Raw genomic sequence first — 15,790 nt, 5'->3', positions numbered from 1 at the left:
GTCTTCCAGGCAGCCGCCCACGCGCAACGCGTTGTCAATTATCTACGAACTCTAGCCGCAGGCAGAAGAATTGGCGAGGGTGGCCTGATGTTGCGCACTCCGCTGTTGCAAGGGGGAGGGCGCCTTGCCTCAAGCATCTCGATCTTCCGGCCACGATCGCTTTGCAGGCCTCCCCGCACGCAGCCTGATCGTCCGGTGGATGGAGTGTGAAGCAGGCGTGCCATGGCATGCCCAGATCAGGCTGAATGGCAATTGCCCTGCAAAGCCATGTCACCTCTAACAATCTTGAGAAAATTTCGGGCGTTGCAACAAAACCTGCAAACAAATTTTACGAAAACTTTGCGAGCGCAAACCCCTGACGATGGTACGTTTTCCGCAAGGTCTGAGGTCAGGCACGGCTGAAGGAGCTTATACCGATGTACGCCCCGGACCGCCGCACGGAACCCAACATCGGTAATAACAACCAAGGGCAAGAGGAGCGCTCATTCGGCTCTGAAGGCCGCAGGTGGCGCTACTCGCAGCTTAAAACAAGTACACCCTTTGCGGAGAACGCCAAATGACAAAGTCAGCAGGACGAATATCCAGCCTTTCTACGGGCTCCTGAAAAATGATGACACTGGTCAGGCGCCTGAAGACGGCAGCGCATCTTGATCGTCTTCGTATCCTGGGCCTTTGCGCGCATGCCGAGCTGACCGTCCGCGAACTGGCGGAGGTTCTCGATCTTCGTCGGCAGCGCGTTGCGAGACACGTCCGGATGCTGGCCAGAGCTGACTTTCTTTGCGGCAACGGACAACGTCCTTGGTCCTCATATCATCTCAATGCAGGGGACAAGGACGGAGGGTTGGTTCAATTCCTAGTCGATCTCCTGCCCCACGACGATGGGTATCATAAGCGGGACCTGGAGCGGCTCGAGGCGGCACAAGACGCGTGGTCGAAGGGGACTGCTGCTGATCGTGAAATAGATCAAGCCAAATGGAGCGCGACTACCATGGACAACTCCGCCGCCAGCGCCATCGCGCAGCCCGACACTTCCGGACGGTCTCACTTAGCCGCCGTCGACTCCCGCGTTCACGAACTGCTTCTAAGACAGGAGCAGCAAGAGCGGACGACGCTCAAACTGATCGCTTCTGAGAATTTTGCCTCCTCGGCCGTGCTGGAAGCGACCGGCTCGATCTTCACGAACAAGTACGCCGAGGGGTACCCGGGTGCGCGCTACTACGCGGGAAACGAGATCGTCGACGAGCTTGAGACCCTCGCGATCGAGCGCCTGAAAGCGCTATTTGGCAGTGAGCACGCCAACGTTCAGCCTTATTCCGGCTCGCCGGCCAACCAGGCTGTCTATCGTGCGCTTTTGAGCCCCCGTGACAAAGTCATGGGTTTGCCTTTACCCGAAGGCGGCCATCTGACTCATGGTTGGTCCGTCAACTTTTCCGGCACTGATTATCAACGCGTCCCCTATGGGCTGCACGAAAAGACGCAGCAAATTGACTATGACCGCTTGCGCGAGACAGCCAGGCGGGAACGGCCGAAACTCATCTGGGTCGGCGGAACTGCCTATCCGCGTGTCTTTGACTACGCGGCAATGGCAGAAATCGCTCTGGAGGCGAACTCCTATCTCGTGGCCGACCTCGCCCACATCAGCGGCCTGATTGTCGCCGGAGCGCATCCGAATCCCGTGGCTCATTGCGACGTCGTCACCAGCACATCTCACAAGTCGATCCGCGGCCCCCGTGGAGGCTTTATTTTGTCGAAGAATGAAGATCGCTATCAAGCGCTCTATCATCCCACGAGCAAACACAATCTCGCCAAACGCATTGATCGCGCGGTGTTTCCTCAACTGCAAGGTGGGCCGCACATGAATATCATCGCCGCGCTAGCTGTTGCTTTGCAGGAAGCCGCGACCCCCTCTTTCCGTACCTACGGTCAGCAGATCGTCAGGAATGCCAAGGCTCTGGCCGAGGCGCTTGTGGACCGTGGTTATGACCTGGTCACCGGCGGGACTGACAATCACATGCTGATCCTTGATCTGCGGGACCGGCCACTATCAGGCAAAGCCTATGCCGAGCGCCTGGCAAGGGCAGGCATCATTACGAACTTTAATATGGTGCCGGGCGACCCGCGCGACCCGACGGTCACAAGCGGAATCCGCTTAGGGACACCAGCGGTGACCTCTATGGGCATGCGTGAGGGGGAAATGGTGCAGATCGCCGCTTTCATTGACTCGGTCTGCCGCCAGCCGGACGCCCAGGAAGTTCATGCGAGCGTACGAAGAGACGTTGCCGACTTCTGCACCGCGTTCGACGTCCCCGGCATAACCGACCGATAAGCCACCCCAATCCAGAAACTCCACCTTCCAACACTTGAAGCGAGGACATTCCATGACCAGGCAGTTCGTGTTCTCTTCCGAATCCGTCGGCGCGGGACACCCCGATAAGATGGCAGACAACATATCCGATGCCATCCTCGATTCCATCCTCCGCACCGACCCGAAGGCGCGCGTCGCCTGTGAAACGTTAGTGAAGACAGGGATGGTCGTTCTGGCTGGAGAGATCACTAGCCACGCGGAGATCGATTACAGCCAAGTCGCCCGCGATACGATCCTCGATATTGGGTACGACGACGATGCCATCGGCTTTGATGGTCGACGTTGCGCCGTCGTTCTGGCTCTCACCGAGCAGTCGCCCGACATAAGCCAGGGCGTTGACGAAGGACGAGGGCAGGATCTCGAGCAGGGGGCGGGGGATCAGGGCCTCATGTTTGGATTCGCATGCAACGAGACCGATACATTGATGCCCTTGCCGATCCAACTCGCTCACCATTTGACGAAAAGACAGGCAGAGGTCCGGAAAACGGGACAGCTCGGCTGGCTGCGTCCGGACGTGAAATCTCAAGTGTCCGTACGCTACGAGGGTCTCCGCCCGGTGGCGCTGGACACCATAGTCCTGTCGACGCAGCATGATGAGGCGGTCTCCCAAGATACAGTCCGCGAAGGCGTCATTGAGGAGATCATAAAGCCGCTCTTGCCGCCCAACTTGGATACGACGGGGATCAGATTTCTGGTCAACCCAACAGGGCGGTTCGTGGTCGGGGGGCCTGCCGGCGACTGCGGCCTCACTGGACGCAAGATCATCGTCGATTCCTACGGTGGAACGGGGCGTCACGGCGGCGGTGCCTTTTCGGGCAAGGACCCATCCAAGGTTGACCGCTCGGCGGCCTATGCCGCCCGGTATGTCGCGAAGAATATCGTTGCCAGCGGACTTGCGGAGGTCTGCGAGGTTCAACTTGCCTACGCGATCGGCGTGGCCAGTCCGGTTTCTGTCATGGTCAACACCTTCGGAACCGCAAGGATTGACGAAAAAAGGATCGAGTGCCTTGTTCTTGAGCTGTTCGATCTCCGACCGAAAGGCATCATCAAGATGCTTGATCTCTTACGCCCGATATACCGCAAGACCGCGACATACGGACACTTCGGCCGTGAAGAGCCTGAGTTCACCTGGGAGAAGACGGACAGAGCCGACGACTTGCTGCGTGAAGCAGGACCGGCAGCTGCGTGAGCGCCGCTGGATCAAGCGCATGCGGCACCCCTTTTCAACTAGACCCGCGCCCGGCCGGCATAGCAGAAAGCCGGTGGGGTAGTTGGCGGAGACATCATTGATGCCGAACTATGACGTGCTTTGCATCGGCAACGCGATTGTCGACATCATCGCCCAGTGCGACGAGGAATTCCTGGAGACAAACGGCATCATCAAGGGGGCGATGAACCTGATCGATACCCAGCGCGCTGAGCTGCTCTACAGCCGCATGGGCCCGGCGATCGAGGCGTCCGGCGGCAGCGCCGGCAACACGGCGGCCGGCGTCGCGAGCTTCGGCGGCCGTGCCGCCTTCTTCGGCAAGGTCTCCAACGATGCGCTGGGCGAGATCTACGCCCATGACATCCATGCGCAGGGCGTCGCCTTCGACACCAGGCCGCTCAAGGGCGAGCCGCCGACGGCGCGCTCGATGATCTTCGTCACCCCCGACGGCGAGCGCTCGATGAACACCTATCTCGGCGCCTGCGTCGAGCTCGGGCCGGAAGATGTCGAGGCCGACAAGGCTTCTGGGGCGAAGGTCACCTATTTCGAAGGCTATCTGTGGGATCCGCCACGCGCCAAGGAAGCGATCCGGCAGACGGCGAAGCTGGCGCACGCGGCGGGCCGCGAGGTTTCGATGACGCTGTCGGATTCGTTCTGCGTCGACCGCTACCGCGACGAGTTCCTTGACCTGATGCGCTCGGGCACCGTCGACATCGTCTTTGCCAACAGCCACGAGATCAAGTCGCTCTACCAGACCTCGTCGTTCGACGAGGCGCTGGCGCAGATCCGCAAGGATTGCCGGATCGCCGCCGTGACCCGCTCGGAAAAAGGCTCGGTCATCGTGCGCGGCGACGAGACCGTGGTCATCCATGCGCCCGCCATCAGGGAACTGGTCGACACAACGGGCGCCGGCGATCTCTATGCCGCCGGTTTCCTGCATGGCTACACGCAAGGCCGCGACCTCAAGACCTGCGGCGACCTTGGCTCATTGGCGGCCGGATTGGTGATCCAACAGATCGGCCCAAGGCCAAGGCAGAATTTGCGCCGCGAAGCCGAGCAGGCGGGGTTGATCTAGCCGGGCGATTCAAAGACGATCTGCCCGTATCCCTCCTGCAGGCTATGCGGGGAAGTGCACGTAAATCGAAATGTCGGCTGCGCATCCGCATAAGACGCAGCCGCTAGATGCCACGATCGAAACGGTTGATTGCGGTGTCGCCTCCAGTGCGAACCTTCTGCCGTGCGATATAGGAAAGCGTTCGGATCAGCAGCTCGACCTGTGGCATATCTTGCTCACCCGCCATGGTCGACCTCGCGTGCCAACAGGTCGGGCGGGATCGTGATACGACAGAGCGGGTGAAGCGGCCAACTGGTCAGTTGACATCAACGCATCGCCCGATTGAGACTATCTGCCAGGAGCGCAGTGCGTTGTTCAAGCCAGTCGGACGATCATGGGAGGCTTCGGCTTCATTGCTCCTGAAAACGGTGAGAAGGACATCTTTGTTCATGCCACCGCGCTGACCCGCTCAGGACTGAGCATGCTGATGGAGGGTCAGAAGGTGTTTGTCCAATGCGGACAGGGCAAGAAAGGCCCGGAAGTTCGGAGCATTCGCCTCCCTTAGAGCCAATGCGTCGGCCCTACCAAGATTGCGCCTCAGACAAGAAAAAGCCCGCTACCGGGAGGAGGTGGCAGCGGGCTCGATTTAGAATAAGACGCGGGAGGAGGTGCGCCCTATTCAGCGTCGGCACTACATCTGGGAGGAGTAGATGGCCGACAACATGATCATACCGATCGCCGCGGATATTGCAACGCACAAAATTTATCTCGCGAGTGCGAAATGATGCCTGATCCGCTTAGCCCATCCTGAAAAAGTGCGGTCAGGCTGCCGCTTTCTTGCGGGCACGCTTGGCAGGTGCCGGCGTTTCCGGTTCCTTCGGCTTGCGGCCCAGACCCATGGTCTTGGCCAATGCCGAGCGCGCCGCAGCGTAATTCGGCGCCACCATGGGATAGTCCGCCGGCAGCTCCCATTTCGCGCGATATTCGTCGGGCGTAAGGCCATAGTGGGTAGCCAGGTGACGCTTGAGCGACTTGAACTTCTTACCGTCCTCAAGGCTGAAAATGTAATCGGGTGTAACCGATTTTCTGATCGGTACGGCAGGCTTGAGAGCTTCCGATTTTTCTGGTGCGGCACCGCCAGCAGCGCCGTTCAATGCGATGTGGATCTGGCCGATAAGCCCAGGCAGTTCACCGACGGGAACCGGATTGTTCGAAACATAGGCTGAGACGACATGGGCGGTGAGTTCGATGAGGCTGTCAGCTTTGCTCTCGGTTTCTTCGGTCATAAAAACGCTCCTGCGGGCTTAGACTAGGCGGTGAGAATCACTTCGTAGCTTAATAGTGACGACGGCGTTTGATGGCAACCAAAGCCATTGCAGGATGTGGCGGATCGCTACGCACCCGGTCGCGGATGTCCCGCTTGAACCGTCATCTCCCTGACAACACATTGTGTCAGGGTCGCCTCGCGTCGATGCGGCGCCATCTTCACACAAATTGGCTATTTGGAAGGTTGGAGGAACTAATGAACGCTGAGGCTTTCAGCAGCCCGCTTTTCGTGAGGCGCGCAACGCACATCATCCAAGAGATTGCCGGCCTTGCGGATGCAATCGATTTTCTCAACGAATGGCCGGAAGATCGCAGAGACCTGATCCACGAAGCCGCCCTGAGGGCATGCTACGATGCATACGATGGGCGCAAGCCGGTAAGCACGGCGCGCAACGCCTTTTTCGGCTTTGCGAAGCGGGTCGCCATCTTGGAAGATTCAACCTCCGCCATGCAGTGGATCGCCGCCTGCAGATCGGGCAGTGGAAAAGTGCAGGCGTAGACTTCGACGACATGTTTGAGACTGGCGAGACGCGTCAAACAGTGCACTATGTCCAGGTTTCACAGCTAGACCACGCGAATGAGAAGCAGTTCCTCACCACCGACTGCAAAACCGCAGATCGCAGGCAAGCTGACCATGGCCAGACGCGCCTCATGGCGATCGCTTGCCCGCCAATGGCCAGGCTCAGTGGCGCGCTGCAGCGGTCGCGTTCGGCTGAGTAAAGAAATGCGACCCGGGCTGTTTGCCGCATGGTGGCTGTTGGAGGAGGGGGATGACCGGGTTGATCAGATTTGAGAGGCCAGTCGTAGTTCAGGTTAGCCGCCGCAGCTCGGAGCGTGTCGTGTTCGACGTCAACGACGCGGCCGCTATCTTGCTGCGGGATCTGCATCATGAGACCGACAAACGCAGGATCGCGATGGACACCTGTCTGCAGGTGTTACGCGGTAAGACCCATCCACCAGCCGCCCGACGAGCTTTCGTCACAGCCGCGCTCGAAGCACGCATTCTGCGCAGCGATTGAGATTTAGGACGCCGCTCGTGAATCTCGGCCATCTGCGCATCGCGATTGGGCGCGGTCCGAACACCCCTGCCGGCTCCGCCAGGAGCAAGCCAACACCGCACTTTCCGCGATGGCTTTCCTGGATCCGGGGCCGGATCTTTCACCATCAAGACACAAGGGGTCCGCCAGCCAGCTGCGGCCGCTCGGCTTCGCCTTCGCGGCGATCGTGATTGGAGACAGAGGCAGACGGAGCCATTGAGCGGGAGTTGGCCAGCTGCAGATGGCAGAGCGTCTATGCCGCTCAACAGCCTCCAGAAGTGCCGTCTGAACGTTCCCCGGCTTTGGCCCTGCATCCGGTTTCCCGGAACACGCTCCGCGGACCGGCGCCGCGTGATCGCCAATGCCTCCCCCCGATGGTTGGGAGCGGGGTTTCGGCGATCAAGGTCGGGGAGACGATAGTGACACTGGATGATCCCAATACGGAATAATCCGAAACCGGCTAGCGGAGAGCGTTCTCGTTCCTGGTCGGCCCCATTCGAGGCCCGCCTCCTTTGATGGCCCGCCAACGGCAGCCTCTCGAACAGCTGACTTCGACGCGCCGTAACAAGGGCCTCGGCCAGGCCCAGGCTGCTGAGGCGCTTCGTCACCGGCAGCTCGATTTCTTTGGGCGCCGGATAGACTCTCCCAGATTGCCCGGTGTGTGGCGTTGCCGCTCACCGCCGGCGAGTGTCACCGAGCCCTACGCGGTCTGCGCTTTTTTCCCGAATTGCGCGTGCTGCAGCCACCATGTTCATCAGGGCAGGGCGGACCTCCTCCCATCTGCGCGTCTTGAGACCGCAGTCGGGATTCACCCACAGTTGGCCATCCAACAATCGCTCGCGCGCAAGCATGATGAGGTTGGAAATCTCCCCCACTTCCGGGACCCGCGGCGAGTGAATGTCATAGACACCAGGACCGATCCCGTTCGGATACTTGAAGCTTCGGAGCGTATCGAGCAGTTCCATCTGCGAGCGCGAGGTTTCAATGGAGATCACATCGGCATCCATTGCGGCAATCGCGTCCACGATATCGCCGAACTCGGAGTAGCACATATGGGTGTGGATCTGGGTCGCATCGCCGACCGCCGATGAAGCCAGCCGGAAGCATTCGACGGCCCAGTCGAGATAGGCCTGCCAGTCGGCCTCGCGCAGCGGCAAGCCCTCGCGCAGTGCGGCTTCGTCGATCTGGATCATCCTGGCGCCGGCCTTTTCGAGGTCGCTCACTTCATCGCGAATGGCGAGCGCGACCTGGCGGCAGACGGCTGAGCGCGGAAGGTCGTCCCGGACGAAGGACCAGTTGAGGATCGTCACCGGGCCGGTAAGCATGCCCTTCACCGGCTTTAGCGTCAGCGACTGGGCATATCGCCACCAGTGTACTGTCATCGGCTGTTGTCGCGACACATCTCCAATGATGATCGGGGGGCGCACAAAGCGCGAGCCATAGCTCTGCACCCACCCGTGTTGCGTGAAGACGAAGCCGCAGAGCTGCTCGGCGAAATACTGCACCATGTCGTTGCGCTCGAATTCGCCGTGGACCAGCACGTCGAGTCCGATCTCTTCTTGCCAGCGAACGGCGGCTTCTATCTCTTTCTTCAGGAACGCCTCATAGTCGACGTAACTCAGCTCGCCTTTGGCATGGGCTGCCCGCGCCTTGCGAACCTCGACTGTTTGCGGGAAGGAGCCGATCGTCGTGGTGGGAAAGGAAGGCAAGCCAAACGTGTCGGCCTGAAGCTTGGAGCGCATGGCGAATGCGCTCTTCCGGCGCGTCATGCCGACCTTGATGCTGGCGACCCGGCCTTCGACGAGCGGATCATGCACCTTCGCGGATGTCGCGCGAACGGCGGCAGCCTCAGCCGATGCCTCCAGTTCGGCGGCGACCGCGTCCCGGCCTTCGGCCAGGGCACGGGCGAGCACGACCAGTTCGCCGGTCTTTTGCGCCGCGAAGGCGAGCCACGACTTCACATCCGCATCGAGTGCCGTCTCCATGTCCAGGTCGATCGGCACATGCAGCATCGAGCAGGACGGGGCGATCTCCACGCGGTCCAGCGGCCAGCCGGCGACGATCGGCTTGATGCGGTCAAGTATGGCAGGCAGGTTCGCGCGCCAGACGTTGCGCCCGTCGATCAGCCCGAGCGAGAGCACAAGGTCCTTCTGCGCGAGCCGGCCGACGGGCTCCAACTGCTCTGGAGCGCGCACGAGATCGACGTGCAGTCCCGCCACGGGCAGAGAAATTGCGGTCTCGAGATTGTCTCCCAGCGATCCGAAATAGGTAGCGACCATGATCTTCAACTCCGGTGCTGCTTTTGACAGCCGGCAGTAGGCGAATTGGAGCGCATCCCGTTCGTTGGGAATCAGGTCGAGCACGAGGGCCGGCTCATCGATCTGCACCCAATCGGCTCCCGCGAGCCTCAGCCTCCGCAGGAGCTCCTCGTAGACGGGCAGCAGCCGTGGCAGGAGCGCGACAGGGTTGAAACCTTTCTCAGATGACTTCGCCAACTTGAGAAAGGTGACCGGTCCAAGCAGGACCGGGCGCGTGTGGATGCCGAGCGCCTTGGCCTCGAGGAAATGATCGACCGGTTTCGCCGACGAGAGGGCAAAGCTCTGATCGTCCGTGAGTTCCGGCACAATGTAGTGATAGTTGGTGTCGAACCATTTGGTCATTTCCATCGCGGCAAGGCCATGCCCGTTGGCCGCATGCTCGTCACCGGCATGTCCACAATCAGCGTTCTGACCTTGGTTGCCGCGCGCCATGGCGAAATAGGTATCGAGTGGGACCTCGCCGTCAGTCCAGACGTATCGTGCCGGCACGGCGCCGACCATGGTGACGGTGTCGAGCACATGGTCATAAAGCGAGAAATCGTTGGACGGGATTTTCGACACGCCGTGATCGTGCTGCTCCCTCCAGCTAGCCTCGCGTAGCGCCTTCGCCGTCGCGAGCAGGTCGGCAGCGGGAGATTTTCCGGACCAGTAGCTTTCAAGCGCGAATTTCAGTTCCCGCCGTCGACCGATACGCGGCACGCCGAGCGTTGCCACAGGAATTTGTTGAGAGACAGTCATGCCATACCCCGATGGTTGGGGCGTGGGGACAAGGAACGCGCGAGCAGGCGGCACGAAGCCGGGCTACTGCGACCACCGAGACACCCCGCCCGTGGACGTTGTTCGTCGTGGCAGGTCTCCTGGCTCGCGGGTCAAAGCCTCTGCCCGTCTTCCCGAGGCCGTTCGCCTCAGTGACACCAATGGGCTTGGCTCGCCGCTAACAGTTGCGGGGGCAGCGCCGGCATCGCACCGGCTTCCCTCTTAGCTCCGCTACGGCAGTGCCGCGCGGAGAACCATGACATACGCACAATCACAGCCGCTTCGCTCCTTGTCAATACATATAACGGGATGTTTATGTGATGATGCGAATAATGCCCTTGCGCTGATCGGTCTCTTTCGCCCAAAGCCGCGTATGATGCCGCCTCTCATCAGTGCAGGCTCGGAGAGGTCCTTGTCCCCATCGGCGACGCCGGATCAGATCGAGGTCGCCGGGCTCAAGGGCGTAAAGTCGGGCCAGGTCGTCACGGTCCCCCGGGAATCCCGGTAGTTGTTCCCCGCTCGGCTTTGCTCAGCGTGCTTGCGCATTCGCCCATCAGCGCGCTGATGACCACGTCCGGTAGCGGAAAGGAGAGGTGGCGCTGCAGGTCGGCGGGTTGGGGCTGGGCCGTCAGCGTCTCGAACAACTGCGTGGCGATCGCCTCGACCTGCTGCGCGAGCAGCTTCACCCTGCGGTTGCTGAAGGCCGGCGTCACGATCGTGCGTAACCGGGCATGCTCGCCCCCCTCGTGCGAGACCAGCCATCCCGGCGAACCGAGAATCACCGAATCCGCGGTGAATGCCGCACTCTCTAAGCGACGGAAGGGCGGAAGCTGACCGGCAGGCGCTGCGGGCAGCGAATGACGTAAGACGGCATGTAGACGACGTCCTCCGCAGCGATGGTCAGCGCCAGATCCTCCAGCCGCCCGAACAGCGCGGGGAAGGCGCAGCGCAATTCCAGGCGCGCCAGCGCAGCGCCCAGGCAGGAATGCGGCCCCTCGCCGAATGACAGGTGCGGGTTGTGCCGCCGGGTGACATCGAACCTGTCGGCGCCGGGACCGAAGGCCTTTTCGTCCCGGTTCGCCGCATGGAACGCCATCAGGACGGCATCGCCGCGGCGGACCATGCATCCGTCGATCTCCACGTCCTGGGTGGCATAGCGGAACGGCAGATTGGCCGCTGAGCTGCCCCAGCGCAGGATCTCCTCGATCGCCTGTGACCACGGAACTTGGCCGCTGCGCACCAAGTGCAGTTGCTGCGGATGCGTCAGCAATGCCAGCACGCCATTGCCGATGACGCCGGCGGTGGTCACGAAGCCCGCAGAGAGCACCATGAACAGCATGTCGATGAGCTCGGTGTCGGAAACGAGCTCGCCTTTGTCACGCGCGACGATCAGGGCCGAAGCCAGATCATCGCCGAGCTGGCCCCGCTTGAGCGCGATCAGGCGACGGAAGAACTCCGGGATGCGCTGCCGCGTCTGTCGCACCTCTTCGGCTGTGGCGGAGGTGTTGGCCAGGCTGTAGGTGAGCGCGACGATCTCTTCGCGCTGTTCGTCCGGCAAACCGAACAGTTCGGCGATCACGTTGGTGGGCAGCGGAGCGGCGAACTCGCTCATCAGATCGGCACTGCCGCCGCGCTGCGCCATCTCGGCCAGGAGTCGATCGACGCATTGTTCGACCCGTGGCGCCAGCAAGGCGATACGACTGGGCGCGAAGCTGCTGGACAGCAGGCCGCGCAAGCGCCGGTGATCGGCGCCGTGCGCCGTGGTCATGTTGTCCACTTTGCATATCCCGATCAGCGGATGATCCTCGGGAATCTCGCCGTCCTGCAGCGCCCGCCACTGTCGCCAGTCCTTGTTGAAACGCTGGTCGGAAAGCATCTGCCTGAGCGTCTGGTGACGGGCTGCCGCCCAGGTCACCACATCGCCTGGCAGCGACACTCGCGCCATCCCCCCCTGCCGCAGAATCGCAGAAGAAAGACGATCAAGTTGCGTGGGAGCGGCCGGCACACCGATCACGTCGCAATGATCGTTTTCTACGCGCATGCCAACAACTCCTTTAAGAACCATCGCGGGTCCACTTCTCGGCACGGAAGATCCGCGCGCGGACTTCGAAAAGTGCGCTTCGTCCTCAGAAGCGGTAGGTGAGACCTGCGCCTATCAACCAGGGATCGAGCTTGGCCTTGCCCGTGAGCTTGGCGCCGGCGACAGTGACGTCGAAGTCGGGCTTGAGGAAAAGCTTCTTCACGTCGAAGTTGACGCCCCAGTGCTCGTCCACCATGTAGTCGAATCCGACCTGCAGCGCGGCGCCGAATGTGTTCTTGACCTTGAGATCATCGGCGCTGCCGGCTTGCTGATGATAGAAGATCGTATAGTTCACGCCGGCGCCGAGATAGGGTTTGAAGGCGTCGAAATCGGTAAAATGATACTGCAATGTCACCGTTGGCGGCAGCAGCCAAACCTTGCCGACCTTGCCAAGCCCGCCGATCGCACCTTGGCCATCGATGTTGGCATAGGTGGTGCCGAGTATGAGTTCGGCGGCGATGTTGTCCGTGAAGAAGTACGAAATATCGAGTTCCGGCGTCACGGTGTTCGAATAGGAAAGACCAGAGCCGGGTACCGCATTGACGTAGCCCGAATCCTCGGTAATCACCCCCAACGCCCTCAGGCGGATCTGCCAGGGGCTTGGCGCTTCCGCGACCCGGGCTTCTGCCTGCGGGACGCTCGCGGCTTGATGAACATCTGCCGCGCTGGCCTGTCCCGCAACGATGAGGACGACAGCCGCTGTCATTGCCCGCGCCACGCCAATTCGCGCTCTCGCCATACTTTTCTCTCCTTGATCTTCAAAAGCGACGCACTGCGCCTTGATTGAATCCTGCTCGCATCAATCGAGATTGACGGAGCGCTCATGCGGGAGAGCCCCCGCATATGTCGTGCCAAATGAGAAAATCATTGCAAAACAACGCGATCATTCTGCTAGCGCTGTGTCTCATGTCCGACTTCGTCGAAGATCCGACAATGAGTGCGGCCGTAGCCGCCGCAGGGTAGCAGTTCGTCAACATCGGCCGCCAGTTCGTTGGCATGCTCGTACTCGGCTTCGAGTTTGGCGTATCCTGCGTTCAGCGCCTTGATCGTCGCCTGCTGCTCGGTGGTCAGGCCGGTGGACGTTCCAGCCAGCTGGCGCAGTCCGTGGGCGTATCCGTAAGGCGTCTCGACCGCGACCGATATGGGCGGGAAATCCGTTGACAGCATGCGCCAGCCGCCATCCGATCGGGCCATGTAGGGGATCGCGTTCAAGACCTCGCGAAGATCCACACCACGCGCCACCCGGTCTTGGCCGCGCCCGGCAGGAACGGTTGTATCCGCGACCATTCCTCAGCCGTCAGATCGGAGGAGCCACCTGACCCGACACTTCAAGGCGGTGTTGGGGGTGACGCCGGCACGTTACCTCTCCGTTTGAATATCGTTCAATAAGCGCGCGGCGAACCGTCTAGCTTGGACGCTCAATGGATGAAACGAGCGTCAAGACCATGAGCGACAGCAAGCAGACCCGCCCCTGCGGCTTCACCAGCGACAACATCGCCGGCGTCTCCCCCGAGGTGATCGCAGCCATCACCGCATGCGCGTCGGGTCAGGCGCTTCCCTACGGCAACGATGAGCTGACGCATACCATCGAGCGCCAGCTCGCCGAGGTGTTCGAGCATGCGGTCGACGTGTTCCTCGTTTCGACGGGGTCGGCGGCGAACGCGCTGGCGCTCGCGGCGATTACGCCGCCATGGGGCAGCATCCTCTCGCACGCCGACGCGCACATCAACCGCGACGAGTGCGGCGCGCCGGAGTTCTACACCGCCGGTGCGAAGTTGGTGCAGCTTCCAGGCGAGGCTGGCAAAATCGACATCGACGCCTTGGCGGCCAATGCAACGCGCATGGTAGGCGATATCCACTCGGTCCAGCCCTCCAGCGCAGGCGACCGAGATGGGATCGGTCTACGCGCTCGACGAAATCAGGGCGATCGGACATATCTGCCGGTCAGCGAACCTGCCGCTCCACATGGACGGTGCTCGCTTCGCCAACGCCCTCGTCACTCTGCGCTGCTCGCCAGCCGAGATGACGTGGAAGGCCGGCGTCGACCTTGTGTCATTTGGCGCCACGAAGAATGGAACGTTTGGGGTCGATGCGGTCGTCTCGTTCCGCGGAGATCTCGCGAGCACGATCGCCTTTCGCCGCAAGCGGGCCGGCCAGTTGAGTTCCAAGATGCGCTTCATGGCGGCGCAAATGGACGGCTATCTGAGGGACGGTGTCTGGCTTCGCAACGCGACCCATGCCAATTCGATGGCATCGGCGCTCGCGCGGGGGTTGGCCCTGGTGCCTCGCGTGAAAATCCAGCAGCGTCCCGAGGCCAACATCCTGTTCTGCAGACTTCCCATGTCCCTGATCCGGGGGCTGCTCGACATGGGATTCCGCTTCTACCATGATCGCTGGGAGCCCGGAATGGTGAGGTTCGTCACCTCTTTCGCGACGACCGAGGCCGACGTGTCCGACATGATCGGCGCGGCAACCAGCCTCTGCGCACCGGTCGGCTCGGCTCGTGTTCCGGCTGGCGCCGAATGAGTTGTGGCACGAGCGCTCTCGCCGCCCGTCACGGATGTCCTCTTTGCTCGACTGCATTGTCCGAGCGTTCTGGCCGCACGGGCATCTCAGGCTGTATCTTTTGTCTCAGGCTCAGACCTGCAAATTCATCTTACCTCGGCAAGGGGCTTCACCGTGCAGTTGCGATGTGACCGGGTTGATTTTCTGTAAGAAGGTCCTCTATCTGCGCAGTTGACCTCAAGTCATCCGGAATACTGCATGCCTGTAATATATATTTTGCATTCTTTTATCATATTTTTGATGAAAAATGCTGTTCACTCGTCCGAGTTACTTAAAAGAGTGAGTCGGATCTGCGCGGATAGCAGCATGAATCGGGATTTTGACCATTAGCAGGAGAAGATATGCCTTCCATATCTACGCGCCGCGCCAACGCAACGGACGCAGGGACGGTCGTCCGTTTTATTCACGCGCTACTTGATGAACTCACTGGCGGGAAAGCGCCCGCGCCCGACGACGTGAGACAAAGCGCGCAGATAATGCTTGCCGACGCTGGCGTGGTCGCAGTGATCGCAAGTGCAGATGACGAGCCGGTCGGCATCATGGTGCTGAATGAATGCACGGCGATCTATGCAGGAGGTAAGTTCGGCTATATTTCGGAGCTGTATGTTCGACCCGAAAAGCGCTCCAAAGGGATTGCCCCTCATCTGCTTGAGGTCGCGTCGCGGGAAGGCCGTGCGCGTGGTTGGAAGCGACTTGAGCTTGCAGCGCCCAGGCAACCAAAATGGAAGCGCACGCTCGATTTCTATCTGCGCAACGGCTTCGAGGAACTCGGCCCTCGGCTCTATCGGATTATCTAGACTAGAGAGTTTGCTATGGGCTGGCTCAAAGCAACCTGCACGATCTCAGCGGATTGAGGTCCGGCGTGGTCGCCGTCTGCCGCTGCAATCGTATCAGCATCGTCATCGCAAATGTGTGCCTCGGATAATGCAGGGGTTCCCGTCACGCCGGCCGCCCGGAACGCATCGGCAAAAACCGCCGTCAATCGGGTCACGCTAACGACGTTTCCTTGAGTGTTGAGGAACAGAGCCGAGGGCGGCAATTTTGCCAACCTACAGGGGCGCTGCATAGACGACCGCACGTGA

At 60.9% G+C, this 15,790-nt stretch carries 12 protein-coding genes, 2 pseudogenes and 1 riboswitch; of the genes and pseudogenes, 8 read left to right on the top strand and 6 right to left on the bottom strand.

Annotation, left to right across the window (positions count from 1 at the left end; genetic code table 11):
* Nucleotides 1-988 precede the first annotated feature (988 nt).
* The 4 genes from AC1RZR_RS34055 to AC1RZR_RS34040 all read left to right on the top strand — a co-directional run bounded on the left by AC1RZR_RS34055 (nucleotide 989) and on the right by AC1RZR_RS34040 (nucleotide 5,191).
* Entirely contained in the window at nucleotides 989-2,326 is a 1,338-nt protein-coding gene (locus tag AC1RZR_RS34055) for a serine hydroxymethyltransferase (RefSeq protein ID WP_481829584.1), read from the top strand.
* Between the two features lie 52 nt (nucleotides 2,327-2,378).
* Complete coding sequence (gene metK, locus AC1RZR_RS34050; protein ID WP_481829516.1) at nucleotides 2,379-3,554, top strand: methionine adenosyltransferase; 1,176 nt, start codon at nucleotides 2,379-2,381, stop codon at nucleotides 3,552-3,554.
* Nucleotides 3,555-3,654: 100 nt separating this feature from the next.
* Nucleotides 3,655-4,647, top strand: a complete 993-nt coding sequence (locus AC1RZR_RS34045; RefSeq protein WP_481829515.1) for an adenosine kinase — start codon at nucleotides 3,655-3,657, stop codon at nucleotides 4,645-4,647.
* A 373-nt stretch (nucleotides 4,648-5,020) separates the two neighbouring features.
* Nucleotides 5,021-5,191 (top strand): cold-shock protein, encoded by a 171-nt coding sequence (locus AC1RZR_RS34040; RefSeq protein WP_481829514.1) that lies wholly within the window; start codon nucleotides 5,021-5,023, stop codon nucleotides 5,189-5,191.
* Nucleotides 5,192-5,447: 256 nt separating this feature from the next.
* On the opposite strand, the gene AC1RZR_RS34035 is transcribed toward AC1RZR_RS34040, so the two are convergent.
* On the bottom strand, nucleotides 5,448-5,912 hold the full coding sequence (locus AC1RZR_RS34035) for a Ros/MucR family transcriptional regulator (RefSeq protein ID WP_481829513.1): 465 nt from the start codon (nucleotides 5,910-5,912) through the stop codon (nucleotides 5,448-5,450).
* 236 nt (nucleotides 5,913-6,148) lie between these two features.
* Between AC1RZR_RS34035 and AC1RZR_RS34030 the strand changes: the two genes are divergently transcribed.
* Together AC1RZR_RS34030 and AC1RZR_RS34025 are read left to right on the top strand one after the other, a co-directional pair.
* On the top strand, nucleotides 6,149-6,451 hold the full coding sequence (locus AC1RZR_RS34030) for a DUF982 domain-containing protein (protein ID WP_481829512.1): 303 nt from the start codon (nucleotides 6,149-6,151) through the stop codon (nucleotides 6,449-6,451).
* Nucleotides 6,452-6,722: 271 nt separating this feature from the next.
* Entirely contained in the window at nucleotides 6,723-6,971 is a 249-nt protein-coding gene (locus AC1RZR_RS34025) for a DUF982 domain-containing protein (protein WP_481829511.1), read from the top strand.
* Between the two features lie 692 nt (nucleotides 6,972-7,663).
* Here the strand turns inward: AC1RZR_RS34025 and metE are convergent.
* The 5 genes and pseudogenes from metE to AC1RZR_RS34000 all read right to left on the bottom strand — a co-directional run bounded on the left by metE (nucleotide 7,664) and on the right by AC1RZR_RS34000 (nucleotide 13,430).
* A complete protein-coding gene (gene metE / locus AC1RZR_RS34020) occupies nucleotides 7,664-10,021 on the bottom strand; it encodes a 5-methyltetrahydropteroyltriglutamate--homocysteine S-methyltransferase (RefSeq protein ID WP_481829583.1) in 2,358 nt (785 codons plus the stop codon).
* Between the two features lie 116 nt (nucleotides 10,022-10,137).
* Nucleotides 10,138-10,337, bottom strand: a riboswitch (cobalamin riboswitch).
* Nucleotides 10,338-10,611: 274 nt separating this feature from the next.
* Nucleotides 10,612-10,905: pseudogene (locus tag AC1RZR_RS34015) on the bottom strand (cytochrome P450); the annotation flags it as partial.
* Entirely contained in the window at nucleotides 10,872-12,104 is a 1,233-nt protein-coding gene (locus AC1RZR_RS34010; RefSeq protein WP_481829510.1) for a cytochrome P450 family protein, read from the bottom strand. The gene AC1RZR_RS34010 and the pseudogene AC1RZR_RS34015, both read right to left, overlap by 34 nt.
* A gap of 85 nt (nucleotides 12,105-12,189) precedes the next feature.
* A complete protein-coding gene (locus tag AC1RZR_RS34005) occupies nucleotides 12,190-12,849 on the bottom strand; it encodes an OmpW/AlkL family protein (protein ID WP_436175784.1) in 660 nt (219 codons plus the stop codon).
* A gap of 185 nt (nucleotides 12,850-13,034) precedes the next feature.
* Nucleotides 13,035-13,430: a transposase gene (locus AC1RZR_RS34000; protein WP_481829509.1), complete on the bottom strand. Its 396-nt coding sequence runs from the start codon at nucleotides 13,428-13,430 to the stop codon at nucleotides 13,035-13,037.
* Between the two features lie 134 nt (nucleotides 13,431-13,564).
* On the opposite strand from AC1RZR_RS34000, the pseudogene AC1RZR_RS33995 reads away from it, so the two are divergent.
* Nucleotides 13,565-14,669, top strand: a pseudogene (locus AC1RZR_RS33995) (threonine aldolase family protein).
* Nucleotides 14,670-15,049: 380 nt separating this feature from the next.
* Entirely contained in the window at nucleotides 15,050-15,505 is a 456-nt protein-coding gene (locus AC1RZR_RS33990) for a GNAT family N-acetyltransferase (RefSeq protein ID WP_027033344.1), read from the top strand.
* The last annotated feature ends 285 nt before the right edge of the window (nucleotides 15,506-15,790 follow it).

Source organism: Mesorhizobium bavaricum (assembly GCF_056781655.1).
This window is presented reverse-complemented; position numbering and strand designations above follow the sequence as displayed.

Coding starts and splice junctions, on each gene's coding strand:
- AC1RZR_RS34055 (WP_481829584.1), top strand. CDS start 989: ATGGACAACTCCGCCGCCAGCGCCATCGCGCAGCCCGACACTTCCGGA.
- metK (WP_481829516.1), top strand. CDS start 2,379: ATGACCAGGCAGTTCGTGTTCTCTTCCGAATCCGTCGGCGCGGGACAC.
- AC1RZR_RS34045 (WP_481829515.1), top strand. CDS start 3,655: ATGCCGAACTATGACGTGCTTTGCATCGGCAACGCGATTGTCGACATC.
- AC1RZR_RS34040 (WP_481829514.1), top strand. CDS start 5,021: ATGGGAGGCTTCGGCTTCATTGCTCCTGAAAACGGTGAGAAGGACATC.
- AC1RZR_RS34035 (WP_481829513.1), bottom strand. CDS start 5,912: ATGACCGAAGAAACCGAGAGCAAAGCTGACAGCCTCATCGAACTCACC.
- AC1RZR_RS34030 (WP_481829512.1), top strand. CDS start 6,149: ATGAACGCTGAGGCTTTCAGCAGCCCGCTTTTCGTGAGGCGCGCAACG.
- AC1RZR_RS34025 (WP_481829511.1), top strand. CDS start 6,723: ATGACCGGGTTGATCAGATTTGAGAGGCCAGTCGTAGTTCAGGTTAGC.
- AC1RZR_RS34010 (WP_481829510.1), bottom strand. CDS start 12,104: ATGCGCGTAGAAAACGATCATTGCGACGTGATCGGTGTGCCGGCCGCT.
- AC1RZR_RS34005 (WP_436175784.1), bottom strand. CDS start 12,849: ATGACAGCGGCTGTCGTCCTCATCGTTGCGGGACAGGCCAGCGCGGCA.
- AC1RZR_RS34000 (WP_481829509.1), bottom strand. CDS start 13,430: ATGGTCGCGGATACAACCGTTCCTGCCGGGCGCGGCCAAGACCGGGTG.
- AC1RZR_RS33990 (WP_027033344.1), top strand. CDS start 15,050: ATGCCTTCCATATCTACGCGCCGCGCCAACGCAACGGACGCAGGGACG.